A 25,840-nucleotide genomic window follows, 5' to 3' on the forward strand; every position below is an offset into this window, starting at 1 on the left:
CTGAACTTGTTTCAGCACCCCACAAGAAAGGTAGGCGATTTGCTTAGCATGTGGCTTAGCGAGTGAGGTGTTGAAACAAGTTCAACATGACGATAATTAAAAAAACTGTCATCCTGAGGCACGAAGGATCTTCTTCACAAGTATGGCCGCAATAAAGGGCGAAGAAGATGCTTCGTGCCTCAGCATGACAAAAGGGGCAAATGTCATTTTCCCCTTCAAAGACCCTGGATTCAAATACTCAACATAACAAGTAGTTTAGTTGAAAATATTTTCAATAAGGGTGTAACCTGTTTAAAAAACGTGTGGTCATAGTTTACAAATACACCACAACGGGGTATTTACAGAGAGAAAAAACAAAATTAACTTAATTAAAAAAACAAATATTATGGGCGCAGGTGAATTAGGTGTATTAGCAGGAATTATAATACCCCTCAGCTTATTCGCAATGATCTTCGGGATCGTTTACTTAAACAAACGGGAGAAATTAGCTATGATTGAACGAAACATGGATCCAAGGAGTTACAAACCACAATCAGCTCCTTATCAAAATTTAAAATGGGGCTTATTGCTCATTGGTTCAGGTATCGGTTTATTTTTGGCCTATGTTTTAAACCGTGGCATATTCAATAGTTTTGACGATGATGTTTTCTTTTTATACGTAGCGCTAATCGCTATTTTTGGAGGAGCGGGTTTGTTTATTTCATACCGTATCGAAAAAAAGGAAGTGCTGGATAAAGAAGATCAGCGGATCGAAAAATTATAAGCTATTTAGTCAGTATTATTTAAAGCTCCGGCCTTTTGGCGGGGCTTTTTTTGTTTGTGGCCAATAAGTATATTCGCCCGATAAATCAGGGCTTAAACCATATCATTAGCAAACAATAAAGCGCTTAACTGCAGTAATTGCGGCGGACAGCTTGAATATAATTATACCCAGGAAATCAGCAAATGCCTTTATTGCGGTAGCGAGTTTAAAAAAGATAAGCCCAAAAGAGATCATCAGGATAAAGCAGATCAAAAGCCCCGCTTTGTAGAAAAGCCGGTTACTGTACCGGAAGAAAATAAGGTTATATATGATATGGTATTTAGTCCAAGGCCAAAGTTTTGGAAAGCTTTTTTATGGGGTTTGGGTGTCTGGACTGTTTGGTTAATTGTATCCCTAATACTTGCAGGCGTTATAATGTCGGCAACCAACACGAATACTATGCCTGATAATTTGCTAACAAGTAGGCTTTTCGGATTTTATTGGTGTCTACGAGGAATAATATTCTGTTTGGTTTGGCCGTTTTTGCGTACCCGTGTTTTTTACAGAAGGTATTAATCCGTTTAAAAAAGCGGCAGGTTTACTCAATCCCGTACCGCTCTTTAAATAAGTTTAAATGATGGCGCTCATGCCCGGCCAGCATAAATACAAAGGCTGTAACGGTAAATAAGTGGTTACTGGCTATGCCGTTACGATTTAACTGCTCGTTGCTGAAAGCCTTAACCATATAAAGATTGCCCTGGCGCAATGCCCTGAATTCTTCGGCAAGGTCTTTTATATTTTGACTGTTGAAATCGGTGTTGTTAACATAAACGTCCTGGTCAAAGCCCGGCAGCTCGATATGATTGCGCGAAAACACCAATGCCCTGTAAGCAAACGTACGCTCGGTATCAATCATATGGCCCAAAGCTTGTTTAACTGTCCATTTGCCGGGAGCATACGCATATAAACCCTGCTCATCGGTTAAATTGCTGAAAAGCTGGTAGCTGATCTCCATTTGCTGCTCAAGCATGTTAATTACATCGTTGTCGCCAACAAGTCCTACATATCCTGCTGCAAACGGCGAATAATCACCTGGTTTTGGTTTTGTTATCATTACGCGTGTTTTTTAATACTATCCTGAAAGTTGTTCCCTTCCCTACTTCCGAATCTTTCACAAATACCTGTCCGTTATGGTAGTTTTCCATGATCCGTTTGGTGAGCGATAAGCCCAGTCCCCAGCCACGTTTACGAGTGGTATAGCCCGGTTGAAAAACGGTATCAAACTTAGAGCGCGGGATGCCTTTGCCGGTATCTGTAATATCAATAAAGATTTGATTTTTTACCTTGTTGCCGCTGATTTCAACTTTAATGCTTCCCTTGCCCTCAATGGCGTTAACGGCGTTTTTTAGTAAATTTTCCAATACCCAGTCAAACAGCGGAATATTAAGCCCGGCCTTAAGGTGCGGGTTGCCCGTCATTTCAAAGCTGATATTCTTGCTTACGCGCACCTTAAAATAGTCTACAAAATCTTTCACTACAGCATATACGCCATGCTCTTCCAGTACCGGTTTTGATCCGATCTTCGAAAAGCGGTCGGCCACAATTTCCAGGCGTTTTACGTCGTTCTCCATTTCGGCCACCAGCACATCGTCCTCGGCATTGAATTTTTCCTTCATCAGCTCAATCCAGGCCATGAGCGATGATATTGGTGTTCCCAGTTGATGGGCCGTTTCCTTGGCTAAACCCACCCAAACCTGGTCCTGCTCCGATTTACGCGAGGAGCTGAAGGCCGTATAAGCCATCAATAAAAATACAGCAATTACAGTAAGCTGTACGTAAGGGAATAGCCGAAGCTGCGTAAGTAAAGGAGAATCTTTGTAGTAAACATAGTTGTTATCGCCCAAAACTTTAAACTTTATGGGCGCGTGCTGGCCTTTCATATATTGCAGCTCATTCTCGAAATAAGTCGGGTCGTATTTTTTTCCTTTTTTATTTTCGGCTTCCAGCTTGTTGTAGGTTTTGGTGGTGTCTAATCCGCGCCATAAAATAATCTCGTCTTTTTCGTCGGTGATAATTGCGGGTACGGTTAAACTGTCACGTACAGAAATTACGTAACTGAAAAAATCGTCATCGTCTGAGTTCAGTAACTGCCTCATGGTCATGGCCCAAACCTGGGCGCGGGTACGCTCCGAGCGGGCAATGTTTTTTACCAGGTAGCTGGTGTAAAATAATGAACCGCTGGCAATTACTACTGCAAAAGCGAGGAGTAAATATTTCCAACGTTTTTTCTGTTGATATGGGTTCATGCTGGGCACAGCCCAAATAACGTAAAATTGCTTTGTAAAATATAATTTTTGTTGGGGAGGGAGATGTCTGGAAGTCGGAAAGTCCGCAAGTCCGCAGATTGATCCGGCAAAAAGTTCGGATTTTACTTTCGGGCAGGCTTTTAAACTTCTAATCTTTCGGACTCACGGACTTTCCGACTTCCGGACTTATAAACTATCTTTGCCCCCATCATGACCGATAAAAAAGTAAGAGTCCGTTTTGCGCCGAGCCCTACAGGTGGTTTGCACCTTGGCGGTGTGCGCACTGTGTTGTTCAACTATTTATTCGCCAAAAAGCATGGCGGCGATTTTGTTTTAAGAATTGAGGATACCGACCAGACCCGTTATGTGGGGGGTGCCGAAGAATATATTTTAGACTGCCTTAAATGGTGCGGTCTTCACCCCGATGAAAGCCCTGTTGCCGGCGGCCCTTATGCCCCTTATCGCCAAAGTGAACGTAAACCACTTTACCGCGAATATGCCGAACGCCTGGTTATGGAAGGCCATGCTTATTATGCGTTTGATACTGCCGAAGATCTGGACAAGAACCGTAAGGAAATTCCTAATTTTCAGTACGGGTTGGCCTATCGCCATACTTTACGTAACTCATTATCATTACCGCAACATGAGGTTGATGAGCTGCTTGCCGCCGGAACGCCACACGTGATCCGTATCAAAATGCCGGAAGGCGAAACCGTGAGTTTCAATGATATGATCCGTGGGTATGTGAGCTTTGAAACCAGCCTGGTTGATGATAAAGTATTGTTGAAGGCCGATGGTATGCCTACTTACCATTTGGCGGTTGTGGTTGATGATTTCCTGATGAAGATCACCCACGCCTTCCGTGGCGAGGAATGGTTGCCTTCGGCCCCTGTACATTTGTTGCTTTGGGAATATTTAGGATGGAAAGCAGACATGCCGCAATGGGCACATCTACCGCTGATATTGAAACCGGATGGTCATGGTAAGCTCAGCAAGCGCGATGGGGCACGTTTAGGCTTCCCGGTTTACGCTATGAGCTGGTTTGATGCAAAATCGGGCGAGTTAACCCCTGGTTTCCGTGAGCTTGGTTTTTTACCTGAAGCATTCCTGAACCTGCTGGCTACTTTAGGGTGGAACGATGGTACCGAACAGGAGATTTTTACGCTTGATGAACTGATCGAAAAATTTTCGATAGAACGGGTTAATAAATCGGGTGCTAAGTTTGATTTTGAAAAAGCCAAATGGTTCAACGCCGAGTGGATTAAACAGTCATCAGCTGGCAGTTTGCAGTTAGCAGTTAGCCACGTTTTAACAGATAAAGGAATTGTTGTTAAGGATGAGGAATATCTTGTAAAAGTTATTAACCTGATCAAAGATAGGTGTGTGCTGTTACCCGATTTTTACCAGCAGGCAGGGTTCTTTTTTGAGCAGCCTGCAGCATATGATCTTAACGCCGTAAAACCTAAATGGACAGCTGCCAAAACAGAATTTTATCATGAGTTCATCACGTTATTAAATGGTGAAACTACTATAGATGCGCACGAGCTGGAAGCTAAGTTCAAAGCACTTGGCGAAGAAAAAGGCTTAAAGGTTGGTGACGTAATGCTGCCTTTCCGCATTATGCTGGTTGGCGGCAAGTTCGGCCCGCATGTGTTTGATATTGTTGCGCTGCTGGGTAAACAAGAAACTATCAGCAGGATTGAAAAGGCGCTTGTGGAGTTTACTGCGGCGTAATAAAAATTATCAAAAAAGACGTCATTGCGAGGTACGAAGCAATCCCAAACTATACAGGGCGAACCTGCTATCGGGGATTGCTTCGTACCTCGCAATGACGCTGTTTTTAGATGCGGGCTTGTTATACCGCTAACTTCACCAGCTTCTCCCCTTCCAAAACAGGAATTGCCGTGGTTAAATCAACCTGTAAACAAAACTCGATATCTTTTTCGATGCCTAATTTTTTAAGGCGCTCGCCGTGCGATGTTTTCTTGAGATAAACATTGATATTCGTTTTGCCGATCTGGAAAAGATCATTAGCTGCGATAGCAGCATCATCCAATACAAAGCCTTTATCTTTTAACTGTTCAATTACAGCACCAGCAAACAGGGTATCTTCCAAATTGAAATTGTTTTTCCAGCCGGCGCACACCAGCAGCACATTCTCGTTTTGGGTGTTAAGCCAGTTACTCAACGCAGTAAGGTTCAGGAACGAACCTATTGCTATTTTTTTGGCGCTGCGCGATAGATGAAGCGCATGCGTGCCGTTTGTAGTGGTTAACACAATTGTTTTACCGGCTACTTTTTCTTTAGTGTAAGAAAATGGCGAGTTGCCAAAATCAAAACCCTCGACTACCGATCCGTCGCGTTCGGCGGCAAGAAGGTAATCCAGCCCTTTCTCTCTATACGCGGCACACTCCTCAACTTGTGATACCGGTATAATAGCCTCAGCACCGTTTTCAATACCATAACATATAGATGATGTTGCCCTGAAAATATCAATAACCACTACAATATAATCTTCCACATTAAACAGCGGCAATAGTGCAGGGGTCAGGCAAACGTTTAATTCCTTTTTCATTTGTGATTGGTCATTATGTCATTGAGTCATCAGGTCATTGGTTGAGTCAATAAAAAATGACCTGATGACCCAATGACCTGAAAGGAATGACCTATTTATAAAACGGTGGTTTTACAATCTTCGCCTTGATTTTATTATCCCTGATACTGATGTAGATCTCCGTGCCTTCTTTAGCAAAAGCGGTGTCCACATAGCCCATACCAATAGCTTTTTGTAACGATGGCGATTGCGTGCCCGAGGTTACTTTACCAATGGTATTGCCATCGGCATCAACTACCACATAATCGTGACGAGGGATACCACGGTCAATCATTTCAAAGCCTACCAATTTACGGCTTACGCCAGCTTGTTTTTGTGACTGCAGGGCTTCGGCATTGGTAAATTCTTTATTGAATTTGGTTACCCAGCCCAAACCAGCTTCAAGTGGAGAGGTAGTATCATCTATATCATTACCGTAAAGGCAAAAGCCCATTTCCAAACGTAAAGTATCGCGTGCGCCTAAGCCAATTGGTTTTATACCGAAAGGCTCGCCTGCTTTGAAAATAGCATCCCAGATCTGTTCTGCATATTGATTTTCAAAATAGATCTCGAAACCGCCAGCGCCGGTATAACCGGTAGCAGATATCACCACGTTGTCAACACCTGCAAAAGTGCCTTTTGTAAAGGTGTAGTATTCCATAGATACCAGGTCCGTATCGGTAAGGCTTTGCAAAGCTTCGGCAGCTTTCGGGCCCTGGATAGCCAGCAGTGATGTACGGTCGGATATGTTTTTCATATCTACACCGTTGGTATTGTATTTGGAGATCCAGTCCCAGTCTTTTTCGATGTTTGAGGCATTAACCACCAGCATGTAGGTTTTCTCGTCGATGCGATAAACTAACAGGTCATCAACAATACCACCATCTTCATTGGGCAGGCATGAGTACTGCACTTTGCCATCATATAATTTTGAGGCATCGTTGCTGGTAACACGCTGGATCAGGTCAAGCGCGTTCTCGCCTTTTAAAATGAATTCGCCCATGTGGCTTACGTCAAAAACACCAACGGCCTTACGCACGGTTTCGTGCTCGGCGTTAATGCCTACGTATTGAACGGGCATGTTGTAACCGGCAAAAGGAACCATTTTGGCACCGGTTTTTACGTGGATATCGGTTAATGCGGTATTCTTCATCGTCAACTTAAATATGGCCGCAAAGGTAAATATTCTGGAGCGTAATCAGTACCCCCTTGATTGGTTTTGATTGCGTTGATTAAAATGATTCGAAAAAATAAGATCGTCATTGCGAGGTACGAAGCAATCCCAAACTGTACAGGGCGGATCTGCTAATTGGGGATTGCTTCGTACCTCGCAATGACGCTTTGTTGTTTGAGGCTCACAGTGTTTAAGTCAAGGTCCATCTGGGCCTCTCGCAGAGGACCCTGAGGTTCGCCGCGTTTTAAGCTACTAACGGGTATTCAGAACAGCAAATCTGCATGGCGTATACATCAGGGTTCTCTGCGAGAGGCCCTGATGGGACGTTAAAACAAAAAGCCGGTTAACGTAACGTTAACCGGCTTTGATATAAGTTAGCTACTTTATACTTTCTTAAGCGTTTCCATCAGCACCGGAATTTTTGGCACTTTGGGGTACGACTGAAATAATTTACCATACTTGTTATAAATGGCTATGTACGGTGTGGTTTGCACACTATAAAATTTCTGTACAAGGTACGTGTAACCTTCGGTGCCGATAGTGATGTTATGGTATTTGGCCAGGTCAAAATCGCGCTGAAAAGTTTGAATACCTTTAAGCATGGGCATAAAAGTGATCATCACGATCTGCACATCTTTTAACTTGGGCAATTCGGGTTTCAGATCGTACATCAGGTGCTGGCAATGGCTGCAATCGGGCGAAAAATAGATCACCATTACCGGTTTGTTCTTTTTTAAATTAGCAGGAGTAACGTAAACACTGTCTGTAGTGAGGATGTGATATGGCGGTAAGCCCGAATTAGCAGGTGGCGTTTGTGCCTGGCTGCACCCGGCGGCAATAATCAGACAAAGCAGTAAATACAGTTTCTTCATTATTTTAATTAGCGTTTAATAAGCATAGTTACAATATTTTTAGCTTTCAAGCAATTCAATTTGCCAGGCAACATGCTCTTCCGTTACCGGGAATAACGCATTTTCACGTACGGTATGATACACCGCATCAAATATGCCGTTATAATTACCTTTCGGTGACTTGATCCACTCCACAGTTTTTTGTCCGTCGGCACCCATTAGTACCAGTTTGCCGTCGCTGCCTTCGGGTTCAATACCAAAGCCTTCGTCGGTTGGCATCATATCGGTATCAAGCTGGGCTTCCTGAACATCGGTACGCATTTTAACAAAGCTGCCTAATGTGCCGTGCACCACAAAACCGTAGGTGTGCTCGGCAATAAGTAAGCCTGAAGTAAGGTAAACATTAAGCTGGTTAGGGTATTTGAGGTGAATGTTGAAATAGTCATCTACCTGTGAACCCGGCCTGTGCGCTGCAGTGGTTTTTTCGTAGCTCAACGGGCGGCCAAAAATACTGATGGCGTTATCAACCAGATGTGCACCAAGATCATAAGTAAGACCACCTCCCGGAACGCCGGCTGTTTCTTTAAATTGTTTTACGCCGATGGCCATGCGGTACCTGTCCAGCCTGAAATGAACCTCGATCAACTCCCCTAACCTGCCGCTTTCAATTACCTCTTTTACCGAAAGGAAACCACTATCGTAACGACGGTTTTGGTAGATCATCACTTTCAGATCAAGCTTTTTACCCAGGTCATACAGCGCTTTTACCTCGCTTGAAGTTACGGCTGCCGGTTTTTCGATCAAAACATGCTTACCTGCATTAAGAGCTTGTATCGCATAGTCAAAGTGGGTATTGTTGGGGGTGTTAACAATAATGAGTTCTATCTCGTCGTCATTAAGCAGCTGGTCGATAGTGTCATAGCTGATCACGTCCGGATATTTTTTGCCGGCTTTTTTTTCATGGCGCTCCACTACGGCTTTAAAAGTAAAACCCGGATTGGTTGTTAAAAACGGGGCATGAAAAATCCGTCCCGACATTCCGTAGGCCATGAGGCCGGTTACTATTGGTTTCGACATAATATTTATAGTAGATTTTGCTGTGTTAAAAGTATCGTTTTAGCTACACCTGTACAAGCAATTAAAAAGAAAAAGGGAGATTGTTACATCTCCCTTTCCCGTTCTGAACTAATCAATAGCTGATTATTTCATGCCTTTTTGGATAGCCTCAATTTCGGCTAAGTGATGTTGAATCGTAGGTAATGTTTTGGCAGCAAAGGCTTTCAAATCGGCATCTTTGCAGTTTTTTGAGGCATCTTCAAACAGTGATTCTACTTTTTTATGCCCTTTAACCATGGCATCAACATAGGCCTTGTCAAAATCAGTTCCTGACTTTGCAGCAAGATCTGCTTTCATTTTTTGGTGATCTTCATCTGGTGCCGATGGCAGGGTAATGTTTTTGTTTTTGGCAATGGCCATTAACTCATCATTTGCCTTGGTGTGGTCGGTAACCATCATTTTGGCAAAGTCTTTTACTTTGGCATTGGTCGCCTTTTCGCTGGCCAGCTGACCAGCGGCAACTTCGGCTAAGCCTGCGTTGGCTGCGTCGGTTGCAAATTTTGCATCATCGGCAGTAACGGCGATTCCCGTTTTACCTGTGGTGGTGGTGTCTTTAACCTTGTTGACGCTGTCGGCAGTGTCTTTTACAATTGCCGAGCTATCAACAGCACCGCTTTTAGCTCCGCCATTACAGGCCTGGAACGATAAGGCCGCAAGTGCCATCATCGCCATTAAACTTAATCTTTTCATAGTAGGTGTTTTATATTGTTTTTAGAGTTAACATTTTATACTTGATTAAGTTTCATTTTCTTATTTGTAAAACTTAAAGACGGGGTATTTGGTGAGACTCTACGTTAATATTTAGTTTTTAATAAATATTTAACATTTGTTTAAAAGCACTTTTATAAGTTGTGATATATTATAACGCTACTAAATTATACCTGATATGTTAATAGGATCATTGTTTTTGGGCAAGGTGCATGAGGTTAACGGGCAGTGGATAGAGACCAAATTTGTGGTTATTGGCATTCCGCTGTTTCCTACCAGTTCTATGCTGGTTACCCGGTCGGCCTGGCGAAGCCGGAACGGGTTTAATATCACGCTGAATTATCAAAGCATCATTGCTGGCTATGCGCGCATGTTTTCGCTGATCATCGCTTTTATAGCTTTTATATTTTTTTTTATTGAGCGAGACTCCACTGCATCTATGATTGGAGGAGCGGGTTTATTGCTCTGGCTATACTTTTATTTTGTATTTGGCAGCGCCGATACTGCGGAAGCAGAGGAACGCAAAAAGATGGGTGACCTAACCGGTTTATACATCAAACCTGAATGGCTTGATCATGACGATGCTTACGGGATCTACGAACGCCTCGAAAAAAAATACCGTACTGAATTTGATGGTGCCGATTGGCTTAGCGATTTGCAGCAAAAGGAAATAGCACCGACAAAGTATCCGCTGCTCTATGCGCTTTCACGTTTTAACTATTCGTTAGGGGCTACTGAATGTAACAGGAAGCTGTTTGAAAAGGCCGATAGTTTATATTTGTAATCAGTTTTTTGTGTTGAGCCGGATTATTTAGGTGGAAAAATAAACCGGATAAAACTTCGTGCCATCCCGGTAAAAACTATCAGCCATGCGGCCATCGAGAAATAAATAAATCCGTTTGAGATATGCATCACAAATGGAAGATCAAGAACCTTTGAAAGATTAAAAGTTGCAACCGTATACATACCCGCCGGGAATACCAGCGACCAATATTGCGGGTCATATTTAAGGGGCACCCGCTGGAAAATATGCCGCCACACCGGCAGCAAGAATAATATAGGGAGCCACCAGGTGGCAAAGGCCCAAAACAACACAGTAAAGCCTGGTAAAAAATACTGAACACCTGCTATCCATTCATGAGTACGGGCATAAATCAGCAAGCGCGAACCGGCCAGGGTTGTTATGGCTACTGCACCCATGTTTATCCAATAAGGCGGCGTAAGTAATTCGGCTTTCATGCTCATAAAAAGCCAGCGATAAATGATCAGGGAAATAAATACCATATAATGCATGCCCCCAATCAGGAAAGCGCAAAATGATATGAAGATCACCACATCGCTGTTGGCCGTTTGGCCGGCAATCAATGCCCCCAGTACAGCTACGGATTCCGTAGCTACTACAATAAGCAGCCAGGCTCCGCTTAAGCTGGCCTCTACCCCCTGCTTAGGTTCTTTTGCAGTAATGACAATAAAAAAGGTGTAGGTGATCAATGCCCACAGTACTATGCCCAGCCACCATAAATATACAGCTATCTCCTGGTGGTGGGTCATTAAAGCAAACTGGTTGCCCAAAACATTATTGGCCGCAACCATGGTTAAAAAGGTTACCCCGCGCGATGAGCTGGTAATATCTTTCCAAACAGCTGCCGGGTATTTGATAACCCGCAAAAAGAAAATAGCCCACAAAACTACGTAAAAACCAATATTCGCTATAAAAAGGATATTGGCGATCTGGTTCATGCCATATAAAAAAGTACCGATGGAAACAATGCCCGTTGCCATTACCAAGGCAAAATAGCCCGGGAAAAAAGATTGAAGCGAATGGCCCGTAATTGGTTCGCCCGGTTTTGACAACGGCGGATGTTGGTCTATCATTTACAATATGAGGTTTATATGTAGCGGTATTTAAGCCTTTGCATTTCGGTTATATCTAATAAATATCCACAATTTATTAATTACCTTTAACTGTGTTATTATATTTTTAAATAATATGTAAGTCATTACTTAATAAATTACACCTACCTTATATGTTTACCAATTTTAACGCAGCGGAACAAGCGGTTCATTTTCCGGCAGACAGAAGATTATTTTTAGGAATTAAACCCTTTGTATTTGTTGCTATCGGTGCTTTGCTGCTGGCCACAGTTGGCGTAGCATGGTTGCAGTACCTTATCGGTGGGCTTCCTGCCGATCCATCAGCTTCTTTCGCTCCGGTTACCGAAGCTGATCCAAAAGGCTTTCCGTGGTGGCTATGCCTGAGCCACTGGGTTAACTTTTTCTTTTTAATTATCATTATCAGAAGCGGGCTTTCTATCCTGGCAGATCATCCCCGGTTATACTGGAATAATGACTGCACGCCCGATTCTGAATGGATCAAATTCACCCCCTTAAAAATACCTGACAATAAAATATGGACGGCAAAAGATGAAGCCCGCTATTTAAGCCCGGTTGTTGGCCTGCCCGGTTACCGGCATACTGTTGGGCTTGCCCGTTGCTGGCATTTTATCAACGTCCCATTTTTTCTTTTGAATGGTGTGATATTTACCGTGCTGCTTTTTACTACCAACCAATGGAAACGGCTTGTACCTGTATCCTGGCAAATACTGCCCGATTCATGGAACGTATTTGTTCATTATGCTACCCTGAACATGCCGGTTGAGCCTAACGGTTTTTATCATTACAACGCGCTGCAGCAGCTTTCTTATTTTGGGGTGGTGTTTATACTTGCCCCTGTTGCCATGCTTAGCGGCATGGCTATGTCGCCGGCTATTGAAAACAGGTTTCATTGGCTACCCAAACTATTCGGGAACAGGCAAGGTGCCCGTTCTGTTCATTTTTTAGTGATGCTGGCTTACCTGGCATTTATCGTGATCCACGTAAGCATGGTTGCGGCGACAGGCCTTGTTCGCAACATGAACCACATCATACACGGAACAGATAGCCCTACTGATACCTCAGGGCTTTACATTGGTTTGGGCTTTGTATTATTTATAGTAGCGTTTGGTTTTTTTGCACATTGGCTATCCTGGAAAAGGCCGCGATTGCTGCAAAAAATAGAAGCCTTTATTAACGGAACATTGTGGAAGCTATCTATCAATAAATTTAAACCTGAAATTTATTATCAGCCAAAAGATATCTCGCCTTATTTTTGGGCAAACGGAAAAGTCCCTGAGTCTGAAGAGTGGCGCAACATGGCGGCCGATGGGTTTAAAGAGTATAAGCTTAAAGTTGGTGGCCTGGTTGATAACCCGGTAGAGTTATCAATTACGGACCTGATTAACCTTGGTAAGGAGCAAAATATAACCATGCACCACTGTATCCAGGGGTGGTCGGGCATTGCAGAGTGGGGCGGTGTGCCAATAAAAGCGCTTGTTGGATTGGTTAAACCCCATGCAAACGTGACAACCGTAGCTTTTTATTCGTTTGGAGAAGGTTTGTACGGCGGTACTTATTATGATACCCATACGCTTGATAATTGTATGAAACCAGCCTCAATTTTGGCCTGGGAGATGAATTACGAACCACTCACCCCGGCTTACGGAGCCCCGCTCCGGCTCCGGATAGAAAATCAATTAGGCTATAAAATGGTAAAATGGATTGCCCGTATTGATTTTGTAGAAAGCCATGAAACAATTGGAAAAGGCTTTGGCGGTAAAAATGAAGATGATGAATATTTTGATTTGATTGCGAATACGTGATATGATAAAAATAAAGAGCCGCTATATTAACATTTGCATTATTTGCCTGGTTGTACTTATCCTCTTTTTGGGTTTTGAATGGGTCAATAACCTTGTTAGTTACAAATATGAGGTGCAAGATTTTTTAAAAGAGGGAGCGAATCCGCTGTCCGACCTGGATGGGCAACAATTGGGTATAATTAACACTATCGCCTTTTGTAAATATGCAATGCTAACCTGTTGTGTTCTGTTAGTTGGGGTATTTATAATAAATGAAAAAGAGCCATCATTTAAAGGGCGGGTCCGGTGGGGTCAATGAATGAAAAGGTTAATTGAAGCTCAATTTGCGTTAAGGATAGAAGCGGATACCGGCCTTGAGCGTAATGCCTGCAGGCGTATGAGCGTATAGCCCGGCCGCGGGCAACGCTATTGACTGAACCGGGATTAAAAGGATTTTGCTGCTGTTAGTCCTTTGTTGGTGATAACGTCAACAACGGTGAGCGAAATTTTATATCACATGAGTATAAGCGAAAAATACGATCTGGAAATATCAAGAATTTCTGAGTCAAGGGTTTCAACCGAAACCAGATTCATTTTTTCTAATATCCTGCTTTTTCGGGAATATCAATCCAGGCTTTTTGAATGGAAGTTGGCTTTGAATTTTGACGGAAACGAGTTTTTTAACAAGAGAAAATCTTACCACAATCTTTTTGTTAACTTAAATCCTGGTTGGATTGAAGAACTGATACCAGAAGATAAGATAGTAAAAGATTTGAATTCTGCGGGCTGGCACTTTGTCCGCTCCGGCTATAGAGGGTTTATGGGATATTTTATGTTCTTATTTGTGAACTGGGAGATCTTTAAAGTAGAAAAAGAAGTTACGCAGTTTATTAATTTGCCTCATCCTTATGAACCCCTTTTTATGATTTTGCAAAGGCAGGGCTTAATAGATTTCTCTGATAATAAGTTTGTAATTAATGGACGGACCTATTTAAAGTATGATAACACCTTTAGATTACCATCAACAGATAGTGATTTTTTAAACTTTATCGATACAAAATCAACAGATTTTCCAAATCAAGAAACTGTAAACAGTCTTTGGAATGAATACAGAACCGTTAAGACAAAGGATTGAAAACAATGAGCTATAATATCATAAAAATCAGAGGTATGTAATCATTTAGCAAAACTAAATGGCAACATCAACAGCGGCGAGCATTCTGTTAATTCCTGAATTCCATAAATTCGAGTTCAGAATAAATTTTCTCCTATCAAAAAGTTTACACCCTGCATTCCCCCGCATCATATAAAAACATAACTTTGCCCCTGCAAAATTTAATACCATGAGTTTCAGAACCGAACACGATACCATGGGCGAGGTACAAGTACCTGCCGACAAATACTGGGGAGCGCAAACCGAACGCTCACGCAATAATTTTAAAATTGGTCCGGAGGCGTCAATGCCGAAGGAAATTATCGACGCTTTCGCGTACCTGAAAAAAGCAGCAGCCTTTACTAATACCGACTTAGGCGTACTACCTGCTGAAAAGCGCGACCTGATAGCACAAGTATGCGACGAGATCCTGACCGGTGCGCTGGCTTCAGAGTTTCCGCTGGTGATCTGGCAAACAGGCTCGGGCACGCAATCAAACATGAACGTGAACGAGGTTGTTGCAAACCGCGCCCACGTATTACAAGGCAATAAACTGGGCGAAGGCAAAACCTTCATACACCCTAATGATGACGTGAATAAATCACAATCATCAAACGATACCTACCCAACCGCTATGCACATTGCGGCATACAAGATCCTGATTGATGTAACCATCCCGGGCATCGAAAAACTGCGCGACACTTTGCAGGCTAAGGTTGAAGCTTTTAAATCGGTAGTGAAAATTGGTCGTACCCACCTGATGGATGCTACTCCGCTTACTTTAGGCCAGGAGTTTTCAGGCTATGTATCACAACTGAATCACGGTTTAAAAGCCCTGCGTAACACGCTTGATCACCTTTCGGAATTAGCTCTTGGCGGTACTGCCGTAGGTACAGGCATCAACACCCCTAAAGGTTATGATGTTAAGGTAGCTGAGTACATTGCTCAGTTCACCGGCTTGCCGTTCATCACTGCCGAAAATAAATTTGAAGCCCTTGCTGCTCATGATGCCATTGTAGAAAGCCACGGCGCATTAAAGCAAATTGCGGTTTCATTAATGAAAATTGCTAACGATATCAGGATGCTGGCATCTGGTCCGCGTTCGGGTATCGGCGAGATCCATATTCCGGATAACGAGCCGGGTTCGTCAATTATGCCAGGTAAAGTTAACCCAACCCAAAACGAGGCTGTTACCATGGTAGCTGCACAGGTTATGGGTAATGATGTGGCTATCTCTATCGGCGGTTCAAACGGCCATTATGAGCTCAATGTGTTTAAGCCACTGATGGCGGCTAACTTCCTGCAGTCGGCAAGGCTAATTGGCGATGCTTGTGTATCGTTCAATGACCATTGCGCATTAGGTATTGAGCCAAACTACGAAGGCATCAAAAAACACCTTGAAAACTCGCTGATGCTGGTAACTGCACTTAACCCGCACATCGGTTACGAAAATGCAGCTAAAATTGCTAAAACAGCTCTTAAAAGCGGCAGCTCATTACGTGAAGCAGCTATTGGTTTAGGCTTACTAACCAACGAGCAGTTTGACGAGTGGGTACGCCCCGAAAATATGATAGGCAGCTTAAAATAAGAAGCCTCACCCCAACCCCCCTCCTTTAGGAGAGGGGCTTTTTAATAAACGTATAGTTTATGCCAAAACGCTTTAATTTGCGCCATCTTTCTATAACTAAGGCCTTAAGCCTTATGCCTTCCGCTTTCAGCTTAAAAAAAGCCTTTCGCCTTTTACCTTTCGCCTTTTGCCTTATAATGGTAGCCTCCTGTACCAGGAACCCAGATATGCAGGAACCCGGAGATAGTAAACTACAGGGGGAGTGGAAGCAGGATAGTGTGCCTGCGCAAAAAAGCCTGGTAACATATTCGCTATATGATATCAAATTCAGCTGCGATTCATTTCTTTTGAAGATTAGTACCGTTAGCAAGGTTAATTACGGAGCTGATACGTGTATGAGCAAAGGGCATTGGGAGGAATATATTCGCGGAACGTACTCGCAACGGCAGGATACGCTGCACATTAAAGGGCAGTTTTGTAATGCCGATGGCTCGTATAAAAACGAACAGGGCTGTTTCAGGTTTGGCGATTATGAAGAATATTTTAAGGTCCACCACCAAAGCGATTCACTCATCAGGTTTGTAAGTACATCTAACGTAATACCTATTGATGCGCATCTGATAAAAAGAACAAGCTGTATTCCAAAACCATTGTAATGAAAACACAACTTTTAAAGAAACTTTTACTGCTGGTGGCGATATTTTATATCCCCTTGCAAAGCATGGCCTGGGGCACCAACGGTCACCGCATTTGCGGACAGGTTGCCGATAGCTACCTGAGCCCTAAAGCCCGCAAAGCTATACAGGCAATTTTAGGGGACGAATCGATAGCGATCACCAGTAATTGGGCTGATTTTATCAAATCGGACCCGGCTTATAATTACCTGTATAACTGGCATTTTATTAACCTGGAAAAGGCATATACTTATCCGGAATTGCAAGGCTATTTAAAAGCCGATACAGCCGTTGATGCCTACACTAAAATGAACTTTTTGATTGGCGAGCTCAAAAAGAAAACAACTACTAAAACCAACAAGCTGCTTTACCTGCGCATGCTGATCCATATTGTGGAGGATGTTCATCAACCCTTGCACACCGGTCACCTGAGCGATAAAGGTGGTAACGATGTAAAAGTGCAATGGTTTGGCAAAGACAGTAACCTGCACTCGGTTTGGGATAGCCAGTTGATAGATTTTCAACAATTGAGCTACACAGAGTATGCAACCATGATCAACCACACCACTGCTGCTCAGCGCACTAAACTCCAAGCGGCCCCGATAAGTGAATGGATCTACGAAAGCGACCAGATTGCCGACAAGCTATACACCGACGTTAAACCAGGTGAAAACCTGAGCTACAAATACAATTTTAAATACATTGGTTTACTAAACGACCAGATGGTAAAAGCCGGCGTTCGTTTAGCTGGGGTGTTGAATCAGATATTTGGTTGATTTTAGCTGAAAGCTAAAGGCTCAAAGCCGAAAGCTTTTGTGTGACGATAATATTAAAAACAGGCAGAGTCCGAAGGTGAAAAAAGCTTTTTGCCTTCGGCTTTTTGCTTTAAGCTAACAGAAATGAAAATATTAATGGTCTGCCTGGGCAATATCTGCCGTTCGCCGCTGGCGGAGGGGATCATGCAGCACCTGGCAGATGAAAACGGATTGGGCTGGGATGTTGATTCGGCAGGTACCGGGAGCTGGCACGTAGGTGAAGCTCCTGACAGACGCTCGATTCGCGCTGCACGTAATCATGGTGTTGATATCAGCAAGCAGGTATGCCGCCAGTTTAAGCGTGCTGACTTTGATGAGTTCGACCATATTTTTGTGATGGACCGTAATAACCTGAGCGACGTACTTAACATGGCCCGCAACGAAGAACAGGCTGCAAAAGTAAAACTCCTTTTAGGCGATAAGGTAGTGCCAGATCCATACTATGACGACAACCAGTTTGAACCGGTTTTTGAATTGATTGAAAACGGGTGTAAGGATATTATAAGGGATTTGAGATAACCCGCTAAATATCACGTGTCATTGCTGTAAAGGTTAGATAATTAGGAGACATGTTAAGGGTCATGCTGAGTATTTAAATCCGTTGGACTCTGAAGGAGCAATGACATCTCCACCACGTCATTGCGAGGCACGAAGCAATCCCCGACAGGCAGGTAACGAGCTTTTTTCTATGAACTTACATCGTCGCGCTCTTGGCCGCGCGGGGCCAGATACGTTTTTCGCTATTATTCATTTTTTTAGGTGCTCAAGAAGGCTCCGCCGTTTGTCTTGACACAAAAGTATCCAAAAAGTCAAGTCAGCAGATAGGCTTCTTTGCCGCACGGGCCTTTGCCCTGCAAAACGAACAGAACCACGGGCTGCAATTATTTTGCCCTGCTGCGCTCGCGCTTTCCTAATGCTTCTGCAAAAACTTGCTATGCCCCTTCCTGCGCTCAAGACCACCATTGTTCTGCCCGTTTTCACCCGAAGCTTAGCTGCTGACGGGAACATTCTTTATTTATCATGTCATGCTGAGCTTGTCGAAGCATGGTGGGCAGGCCTTTACGCGCGAGTCTTCGACAGGCTCAGACTGACCAGCCCTCTCTTGTCATTTCACTATCAGCGTTGGCCGAATTTAAACGCAATGACATATTTTATTTTTCTATTTTAAAAAAAGGCACATCTTCCCCATACCAAAACACAATCCCCTCCCGCACAAAACCTGCTTTGATCAGCACCCTCTGTGATGCCGCGTTTTGGGGATGGGTAACGGCGCAAACCTCTTTTAAGCCAACTTTATTCAAGCCGTGGTTAACTAAAGCTTCCGCCAATTCAGTGGCAATGCCTTGTCCCCAGTATTTGAGGTGCAGGCGATAGCCCAGTTCAATTCGGCTTCGGTCGTAATCACTGGGTTTGAGGGCGCAAACACCTATAAAATCGTTATCGACAATATTAAAAATCCCCCATCTGCCCAGCCCGGTTCCGTTCTTGTATTCCTTTAGCGTATCTTTAAAAACCTGTTTACTCTCCTGCGGAGTGCGCTTTTTTACGTATTGTGTAAGGCGGTCATCAGCATCTATCAGGATAGAAAGCTCTTCGTCTTCGGCAGTAAATTCGCGGATCAGCAGGCGTGGTGTTTGAGTGATAATATTCATAGGTGTTCAAAAATAAATTTTTGAATTGATTGTGAAGGTAAGATGAGTGTCATTAAAGAGCGCTGCAAGTAAATTTTGCAGGACAAGGTGCCTCCTGTATTGAACAGGTGGTGAACCGATTAATTATTCTGGTCCTTTAACGGTAGCTGATTATGCTAAAACCCTCATTTACCGTTAAATTTTTTATACCTTGCATAATTTACTTATAAGATATAGTGACTTTCCAGGATTTTAATTTTAACGAGCAATTATTTGAAGGTGTAGAGAGTATGGGTTTCCTAAACCCTACACCCATACAGGCCATGGCCATCCCAACCATTATGGAGGGGCGCGACCTGATTGCATGCGCTCAAACCGGTACCGGTAAAACTGGTGCCTACTTGCTGCCTGTTTTAAACAGCATCAGCAAAACAAATAAACACCATACCAGTGCCCTTATACTTGCCCCAACCCGCGAGCTTGCCCAGCAAATAGATCAGCAGGTTGAAGGCCTTGCCTATTTTACAGGCATCAGCTCCATCGCTGTTTTTGGCGGCGGCGATGGCATTGTTTATGAACAGCAACGTCGTGGTATCCAGAATAATGTAAATATCATTGTGGCTACTCCCGGCAGACTTATTGCCCACCTTACATCTGGCATATTAAAACTTAATCACCTCACTCATTTGGTACTTGACGAGGCCGACAGGATGCTGGACATGGGTTTTTCGGACGATATCATGAAGATCATCAGCTATCTGCCTAAAGAAAGGCAAACGCTGTTGTTTTCGGCCACTATGCCCGGCCGTATCCGTTCATTAGCCAAGGCTATTTTGAAAGACCCTGAGCAGATCAATATCGCTATTTCGCAGCCGGCCGTTGGGATCGATCAGCAGGTTTACCGGGTGCACGATCAGCAAAAAACGCCGCTGGTGCAGCATATCCTGAGAGATTCGGCATTTACAAGTATCATCATCTTTGCCTCGCGTAAAGAGATCGTTAAAGCATTATACAAAGAACTTAAAGCCATCAAGATCGACGCGATGTCCTTCCACTCCGACCTGGAGCAGAAAGAGCGTGAGGAGATCCTGCTTAAATTCAAAAACAAGCAATTACCCGTTATCATAGGTACCGACGCCCTTTCGCGGGGTATTGATGTGGAAGGTATCGACCTGGTAATCAACTATGATGTTCCCGGCGATCCGGAGGATTATATTCACCGCATTGGTCGTACGGCCCGCGCTGCCACCACAGGTACTGCTATTACTTTTGTTAACCACCGCGACGAGCGCAAGCTTAAAAGCATTGAAAAGCTGATAGAAAAACCTATCAAGCTGATGGAGCTTCCGGATGAATTGGCTAACATACAAGCTGCTAAACCAGAATCAGCACAAGGAGGAGATGCTAAACGCAAACCCAACCGCCGCTGGGGCAAAAAGAAACCGAAACAACAGAACACCGGTAATTAAAAGATTTTCACGAATACCTTTAAGTTGAACACAATTTAATCTAATTACACAAATTTTTAATTAATTTAAGATTCGTGTAATTAGATTAATACGTAAAAATTAGTGTGAAAATTTTTCATTTATAGTTTTTATATCTGCCGTGGTTAAAAGCGATTTCTCTGTAGCTCACTATTTTAATCCTGGTAATCTTAAATTCGCGTAATTCGCTTCAATTCGAATAAATTAGTGTACCATTACTAAAACGTTTTATCAATTTTAATATCTTAGACCAAAAATCTATTTCCAATGATCATCCCTAAAAAACTGGTTTTACTGGCAGCATTAGGTGTGGCACTTACCACATCTGCGAACAAAGCATTAGCACAAGAGAAAAAGACATCCGGTAACCCGATTGTTGAAGGCTGGTATGCCGATCCTGAGGCTAAGATCTTTAACAAGCAATACTGGGTATATCCTACCTACTCGGCTAAATATAACGACCAGGTATTTATGGATGCTTTTTCATCGCCGGATCTGATCAACTGGACAAAGCACCCGCGTATCATTGATACTGCTGCTGTAAAATGGGCAAAGCGCGCGATGTGGGCTCCTGCGGTGACTGAAAAAGATGGCAAATATTATATCTTTTTCGGCGCTAACGATATCCAGAACAACAATGAAATTGGTGGAATAGGTGTTGCCGTTGGCGATAAACCCGAAGGTCCGTTTAAGGATCTGTTAGGTAAACCATTAATAGGACAGATCATTAATAAAGCTCAGCCTATCGATCAGTTTGTTTTTAAAGACGATAATGGCCAGTACTACATGATTTACGGTGGCTGGGGCCAGTGTAATATTGTAAAACTGAAAAACGATTTTACCGGCGTTGAACCATTTGATAATGGAGAAACCTATAAGCTGATCACTCCTAAAGATTATGTTGAAGGCCCGGTGATGTTTAAGCGCAAAGGCAAATACTACTTTATGTGGAGCGAAGGCGGCTGGACTGGTCCGGATTACCGCGTAGCTTATGCCATTGGCGATTCGCCTTTTGGCCCGTTTAACCGTATTGGCACCATATTAAAGCAGGATGCAAGCATAGCCACTGGGGCAGGTCACCACTCGGTGATCCAGGTACCGGGAAAGGATGAATGGTATATTGTTTACCACCGCCGCCCATTAACTGAAACAGACGGCAACCACCGCGTTACCTGCATTGATAAAATGTATTTTGACAAGGATGGTAAGATCCTGCCGGTGAAGATCACCAATGAAGGTGTAACGGCGAGGAAGATTAAGTAGCCCGACTAATTTTCTACACCCGTCATTGAGCACGAAGCAATTCCCGATTAGCAGAGCAGCTAAGCAGGTCCCTCTGTGCAGTTTGGGATTGCTTCGTTCCTCGCAATGGCGTTTTTATTACCATATATATCGTTCAATTCCCCCTAAAAGGGTGAATGTGATATTTCCTGAATTTAGTATCTTAAACCGTTTTTTGACTGACATTATTCCTTTATTATTATGACGCGATCATTTTTTCGGGCATTAGTAGTTTTAATTGCCCTCATTGGCAGCAGCCGCTGTTTCGGACAAGCCGCCGAAAACTTACCCACTGATTATTTAAGCAAAGAATTTCACGCCGGAAGACGTCAGGCCCTGCGCGACCTGATGCCGGCCAATTCGGTAACGGTGATCTTCTCCTACCCCGAGCAGGTGTTTTCGAACGATGTTAATTATGTATATCATCCTAACCCTGACCTGTATTACTTTTCGGGATATAAGGAGCCAAATTCGGTATTGTTAGTGTTTAAAGACACGCAGGCCGATGGCGACAGCAGCTATAACGAAGTTTTGTTTGTACGTCACCGCGATGCCGGTCGCGAGCAGTGGACAGGCAGGCGTTTGGGTGTTGAAGGCGCTAAATCGCAGCTTGGCTTTAAGCGGGCTTACAACAGTGAGGATTTTGCAAAATTCCCCGTTGATTTTAAAAAGTTTGCCAATGTGTATTATGATGCGCTGCCCGAAGATGTTACCGGCGATGGATCGACAGGTGAACTTAAAAAACTAATAGCTGCTTTTAAAACTAAAGCCGGTATTGCCGATGTTGACAGGCAGGCTGTAAGCGATTTGAACCTGATCGCCAATCGGGTCACAGCTCAAAACCTATCGCGTATGGTTACTTATTTTAAAGGCAAATACAATAATGACCTAAGCAAGACAAGTCCTTTGGTGCAGGAGTTATTAGCTAAGCCCGATTCGGCTACACTTGTGGCTGTTAAAGCCAAAATAGGTAATACGCTGGGCGGGAATATCGGCTTTAGCACATTTACAAATAAACTGCGCGGTGTAAAAACACCGGAGGAAATAGCTGTGTTAAGAAAAGCTGTTGAAATATCAAGCCTCGCCCATCTGGAAGTAATGAAGTCGGTAAAGCCAACTATGAGCGAGCGCGAGGTGGAAGGGATCATGACCTATGTACACAAAAGATATGGTGCAGAAGATGAAGGCTATCCGCCAATTGTAGGCGCTGGTGCAAATGGCTGTATCCTACATTATGAAGAAAACTCGGCTACAAAACTTAACAACCAGTTGCTGTTGATGGATGTTGGCGCTGAATATCATGGCTACTCTGCCGATGTTACCCGTACTGTACCTTCCAACGGTAAATTTACCGAAGAGCAAAAAGCTATTTACCAGTTGGTATACGACGCCCAGGAAGAGATCTTTAAATTATGTAAAGCAGGTGTTCCGTACGCAAGCCTTGAGCAAAAATCGGTAGAGGTATTATCAGCAGGGCTGATCAAGCTTGGTATCATCAAGGATGCAACTGAAGTACGTAAATATTATCCTCACGGCTGTTCGCACCATTTAGGGCTTGATGTGCATGACAAGGGTGGTCGCGGTAATTTGGAAGAGAACTGGGTGATCACCGTTGAGCCTGGTATTTATATTCCAGCCGGCAGTCCATGCGATAAAAAATGGTGGAACATTGGTGTACGTATTGAGGATGATGTACAGATAGGTAAAGACAAAGGTACTATCCTGTCAATAGATGCGCCACGCAAATGGCAGGATGTTGAAAAAGCTGCAACTGAGAAAAGCATTTTTGAAGCCGCTAAATTTCCGGAGCTGAAGTAAAATAAAAATTAAGCAAGATAGTGAATATATAAAAGACGTCATTGCGAGGCACGAAGCAATCCCCTATTAGCAGATCCGCCCTGTAAAGTTCGCGATTGCTTCGTACCTCGCAATGACGGTCTAATTAGAAGCCAATAAAAAAGCCCTTCGGAACTTAATCCGAAGGGCTTTTTGTATAAGAAAACTATTGTTATTTCTTAATCCTGCTTTTTAAATCAGCCAGTGGCATAGTAACCATACGGCCAATCGGTTTTTTACCGCGGTAGGTGATCACCCTCAGCATAGTAGCATCTTTAGGGGCATCTATCGGTGATGTATATTTAGGATAAAACCTGTCGGGGAACGAATTATCAAAGCTGTAATAAGTATCCAACCCGTTAACCTCGTTGGTTAATGTAATCTTCAGCGTGCTATCCGGATTTAATACAGCATCAAATGATGGGTCATAGGCGCTTGGGGCTATTTTGGTTTCGGCTTCATCAAAGCGCGGGAAATGTTTTTCAACCCTGCTGAAAAATCCGTCCCAGTTTTTAGCTCCCTTTGGCGACCATACATCCTCGGCAATAGCCATGCCGCGCGGCCAGGTCATATATTCGGCCTGGCGGATGTTGTACACCTGCTCTGTCCATAAGTTAGCCTGTCCGCCTTTAATGAGGCGTGCATCAACACTGTCAGGCACCGGCTCCCATGAATAAGTTTTATTTAGACGAAGCGTGGCGTAGATCTTGGTTTCGTTTACACGGTCGCTTTGCATGTAATCTAAATAAGCAAACGTTGTTGGGCTCATTACCACCTCATGGCCTGCTTTGGCAGCGGTGATCCCACCTTGGATTCCCCTCCAGCTCATTACGGCTGCATTAGGGCCAAGGCCGCCTTCAATGATCTCATCCCAGCCCATGAACTTTTTACCTTTTGATTCTACAATTTTTTCAAGTCGTTTTTCAAAATAAGCCTGTACCTCGTTCATATCCTTCAGGTTTTCTTTGGCCATCAGCGCTTTGATGGCATCACTTTGTTCCCAGAAATTTTTGGCGCACTCATCGCCGCCTAAATGGATATAACCGAATGGGAACAGCTGGGCAACCTCGGTTACTACCTTATCTAAAAAAGTATAAACGCTTTCGTTTGCCGGGCAAAGGGTATTATCAACGATAGCCCTGTTATGCGGACCGCTCCAGTCCATAAAGGGCTCGCCCGAGTTTACTACATACTTATCAGCACCCGGGGTACATGAAAGTTCAGGGTAAGCAACTACAGCAGCAAGGCTATGGCCCGGTACATCAATCTCAGGCAAGATATCAACGAACCTGTCTTTAGCGTATTGTACCAGCTCTCTGATATCATCCTGGGTATAAAAACCGCCATATGTGCGTGGTTCGTTAGCGGCGGGGGCTGTAAAAGTTCCAAACTGGCCAACTTTTTTCACATTGTGCGCTCCTACTTCGGTTAACCTTGGCAGGCTTTTGATCTCCACGCGCCAGCCTTCATCATCTGTAAGGTGTAAATGCAGCAGGTTGAATTTGTATTTAACCATAGCGTCGATGTATTGCTTAACCTCGGCTTTGGTGAAAAAGTGGCGTGCTACATCAAACATTAATCCTCGCCATGCAAACCTTGGGTAGTCGGTAATTTCAACGGAGGGAGCAACCCATTTTATGCCTTTGGCTACTTCCAGACCTTCAATTTCTTTAGGTAACAACTGGAAAAATGTTTGTATGCCGTAAAATAGCCCGGCAGCATCGTTGGCGCGGATCACTACTTTTTTAGGTGTTACTGATAATTTATAGCCTTCGGTTTTGAGCGTTGTATCGACTGTTTTATTTAAGATCAGCCTGATAGCTGCTGTTGGTGCAGCGGCTTTTACAGTTACAAAAGTTCCGGTAGCAGTTGAGAGTTTGCGTTTAAGATAGGCCGTAACGTTTGCCACGTCTGCCGATGATCCAGCCTCTACAACTACCGTTTTGGGTAGCACAAATTCGCCGGTGGTTTGGGTAACTTTTACCGGCTGCGGGATAAGCGCGAGGGCCGGTTTTGCTGTTTGGGCTACGGAAAGCAGGTGTGCCATACAGCCGCAAAGCAATAAGGATAATTTCTTCATAAAGAATTGTTATTTAATTGGATGTACGCAAATTAGACTTTTCAAATAATATTAAGAAGTGTTTTCTGAACCTTGTTTTTTTTGTCTGAACTCGAATTTTAAGGAATTATTGGATTTTTTGAATTTGCTGAGCATTCTGGTAATTACTT

22 protein-coding genes are annotated in these 25,840 nt (G+C 43.5%); 12 read left to right on the forward strand and 10 right to left on the reverse strand.

Annotated features, from left to right (window positions below):
• Window positions 1–385 precede the first annotated feature (385 nt).
• Complete coding sequence (locus AC1DUD_RS18260; protein WP_091210100.1) at window positions 386–763, forward strand: DUF6249 domain-containing protein; 378 nt, start codon at window positions 386–388, stop codon at window positions 761–763.
• A gap of 577 nt (window positions 764–1,340) precedes the next feature.
• Here AC1DUD_RS18260 and AC1DUD_RS18265 read toward each other — a convergent pair.
• A complete protein-coding gene (locus AC1DUD_RS18265; RefSeq protein WP_477376925.1) occupies window positions 1,341–1,856 on the reverse strand; it encodes a DinB family protein in 516 nt (171 codons plus the stop codon).
• Window positions 1,831–3,048: a sensor histidine kinase gene (locus AC1DUD_RS18270; protein WP_477376927.1), complete on the reverse strand. Its 1,218-nt coding sequence runs from the start codon at window positions 3,046–3,048 to the stop codon at window positions 1,831–1,833. The genes AC1DUD_RS18265 and AC1DUD_RS18270 overlap by 26 nt, the downstream gene beginning before the upstream one ends.
• A 210-nt stretch (window positions 3,049–3,258) precedes the next feature.
• Here AC1DUD_RS18270 and gltX point away from each other — a divergent pair, with 210 nt between their 5' ends.
• On the forward strand, window positions 3,259–4,782 hold the full coding sequence (gene gltX, locus AC1DUD_RS18275) for a glutamate--tRNA ligase (protein ID WP_477376929.1): 1,524 nt from the start codon (window positions 3,259–3,261) through the stop codon (window positions 4,780–4,782).
• 121 nt (window positions 4,783–4,903) lie between these two features.
• On the opposite strand, the gene AC1DUD_RS18280 is transcribed toward gltX, so the two are convergent.
• From AC1DUD_RS18280 to AC1DUD_RS18300, 5 genes are all read right to left on the reverse strand, one after another.
• Window positions 4,904–5,623, reverse strand: a complete 720-nt coding sequence (locus AC1DUD_RS18280; RefSeq protein WP_477376931.1) for a 2-phosphosulfolactate phosphatase — start codon at window positions 5,621–5,623, stop codon at window positions 4,904–4,906.
• A gap of 91 nt (window positions 5,624–5,714) precedes the next feature.
• Window positions 5,715–6,794: a glycine cleavage system aminomethyltransferase GcvT gene (gene gcvT / locus AC1DUD_RS18285; protein WP_477376933.1), complete on the reverse strand. Its 1,080-nt coding sequence runs from the start codon at window positions 6,792–6,794 to the stop codon at window positions 5,715–5,717.
• Between the two features lie 404 nt (window positions 6,795–7,198).
• Window positions 7,199–7,687, reverse strand: coding sequence for a TlpA family protein disulfide reductase (locus AC1DUD_RS18290; RefSeq protein ID WP_477376935.1), 489 nt, complete (start codon window positions 7,685–7,687; stop codon window positions 7,199–7,201).
• Between the two features lie 39 nt (window positions 7,688–7,726).
• Complete coding sequence (locus AC1DUD_RS18295; protein WP_477376938.1) at window positions 7,727–8,743, reverse strand: Gfo/Idh/MocA family oxidoreductase; 1,017 nt, start codon at window positions 8,741–8,743, stop codon at window positions 7,727–7,729.
• Between the two features lie 123 nt (window positions 8,744–8,866).
• Entirely contained in the window at window positions 8,867–9,472 is a 606-nt protein-coding gene (locus tag AC1DUD_RS18300) for a DUF4142 domain-containing protein (RefSeq protein ID WP_477376940.1), read from the reverse strand.
• A 196-nt stretch (window positions 9,473–9,668) separates the two neighbouring features.
• On the opposite strand from AC1DUD_RS18300, the gene AC1DUD_RS18305 reads away from it, so the two are divergent.
• Window positions 9,669–10,274: a hypothetical protein gene (locus AC1DUD_RS18305; protein ID WP_477376943.1), complete on the forward strand. Its 606-nt coding sequence runs from the start codon at window positions 9,669–9,671 to the stop codon at window positions 10,272–10,274.
• Window positions 10,275–10,297: 23 nt separating this feature from the next.
• Here AC1DUD_RS18305 and AC1DUD_RS18310 read toward each other — a convergent pair whose 3' ends face one another.
• Window positions 10,298–11,365, reverse strand: a complete 1,068-nt coding sequence (locus AC1DUD_RS18310) for a tellurite resistance/C4-dicarboxylate transporter family protein (RefSeq protein ID WP_477376945.1) — start codon at window positions 11,363–11,365, stop codon at window positions 10,298–10,300.
• A 152-nt stretch (window positions 11,366–11,517) separates the two neighbouring features.
• Here AC1DUD_RS18310 and AC1DUD_RS18315 point away from each other — a divergent pair, with 152 nt between their 5' ends.
• From AC1DUD_RS18315 to AC1DUD_RS18340, 6 genes are all read left to right on the forward strand, one after another.
• Window positions 11,518–13,188 carry a molybdopterin-dependent oxidoreductase gene (locus AC1DUD_RS18315; RefSeq protein WP_477376947.1) on the forward strand — a complete coding sequence of 557 codons (1,671 nt, stop codon included), beginning with the start codon at window positions 11,518–11,520 and terminating at the stop codon, window positions 13,186–13,188.
• A gap of 496 nt (window positions 13,189–13,684) precedes the next feature.
• A complete protein-coding gene (locus AC1DUD_RS18320; protein WP_477376949.1) occupies window positions 13,685–14,302 on the forward strand; it encodes a hypothetical protein in 618 nt (205 codons plus the stop codon).
• A gap of 208 nt (window positions 14,303–14,510) precedes the next feature.
• Window positions 14,511–15,908, forward strand: a complete 1,398-nt coding sequence (fumC, locus tag AC1DUD_RS18325; protein WP_477376951.1) for a class II fumarate hydratase — start codon at window positions 14,511–14,513, stop codon at window positions 15,906–15,908.
• Window positions 15,909–16,114: 206 nt separating this feature from the next.
• Window positions 16,115–16,543: a fumarate hydratase gene (locus AC1DUD_RS18330; protein WP_477376953.1), complete on the forward strand. Its 429-nt coding sequence runs from the start codon at window positions 16,115–16,117 to the stop codon at window positions 16,541–16,543.
• Window positions 16,543–17,337, forward strand: a complete 795-nt coding sequence (locus AC1DUD_RS18335; RefSeq protein ID WP_477376955.1) for a S1/P1 nuclease — start codon at window positions 16,543–16,545, stop codon at window positions 17,335–17,337. The genes AC1DUD_RS18330 and AC1DUD_RS18335 overlap by 1 nt, the downstream gene beginning before the upstream one ends.
• Window positions 17,338–17,460: 123 nt before the next feature.
• Window positions 17,461–17,895, forward strand: coding sequence for a low molecular weight protein-tyrosine-phosphatase (locus AC1DUD_RS18340; protein ID WP_477376958.1), 435 nt, complete (start codon window positions 17,461–17,463; stop codon window positions 17,893–17,895).
• Between the two features lie 632 nt (window positions 17,896–18,527).
• Here the strand turns inward: AC1DUD_RS18340 and AC1DUD_RS18345 are convergent.
• Window positions 18,528–19,028: a GNAT family N-acetyltransferase gene (locus AC1DUD_RS18345; RefSeq protein ID WP_477376960.1), complete on the reverse strand. Its 501-nt coding sequence runs from the start codon at window positions 19,026–19,028 to the stop codon at window positions 18,528–18,530.
• A 215-nt stretch (window positions 19,029–19,243) separates the two neighbouring features.
• Here AC1DUD_RS18345 and AC1DUD_RS18350 point away from each other — a divergent pair, with 215 nt between their 5' ends.
• From AC1DUD_RS18350 to AC1DUD_RS18360, 3 genes are all read left to right on the forward strand, one after another.
• Window positions 19,244–20,476 (forward strand): DEAD/DEAH box helicase, encoded by a 1,233-nt coding sequence (locus AC1DUD_RS18350; protein WP_477376962.1) that lies wholly within the window; start codon window positions 19,244–19,246, stop codon window positions 20,474–20,476.
• A gap of 285 nt (window positions 20,477–20,761) precedes the next feature.
• A complete protein-coding gene (locus AC1DUD_RS18355) occupies window positions 20,762–21,757 on the forward strand; it encodes a glycoside hydrolase family 43 protein (RefSeq protein ID WP_477376965.1) in 996 nt (331 codons plus the stop codon).
• Window positions 21,758–21,976: 219 nt separating this feature from the next.
• Window positions 21,977–23,593 carry an aminopeptidase P N-terminal domain-containing protein gene (locus tag AC1DUD_RS18360; protein WP_477376967.1) on the forward strand — a complete coding sequence of 539 codons (1,617 nt, stop codon included), beginning with the start codon at window positions 21,977–21,979 and terminating at the stop codon, window positions 23,591–23,593.
• A gap of 190 nt (window positions 23,594–23,783) precedes the next feature.
• On the opposite strand, the gene AC1DUD_RS18365 is transcribed toward AC1DUD_RS18360, so the two are convergent.
• Window positions 23,784–25,691 carry a beta-N-acetylhexosaminidase gene (locus AC1DUD_RS18365; protein ID WP_477376969.1) on the reverse strand — a complete coding sequence of 636 codons (1,908 nt, stop codon included), beginning with the start codon at window positions 25,689–25,691 and terminating at the stop codon, window positions 23,784–23,786.
• Window positions 25,692–25,840 lie beyond the last annotated feature (149 nt).

The sequence above is a fragment of the Mucilaginibacter sp. P4_A11 genome, from assembly GCF_056402535.1.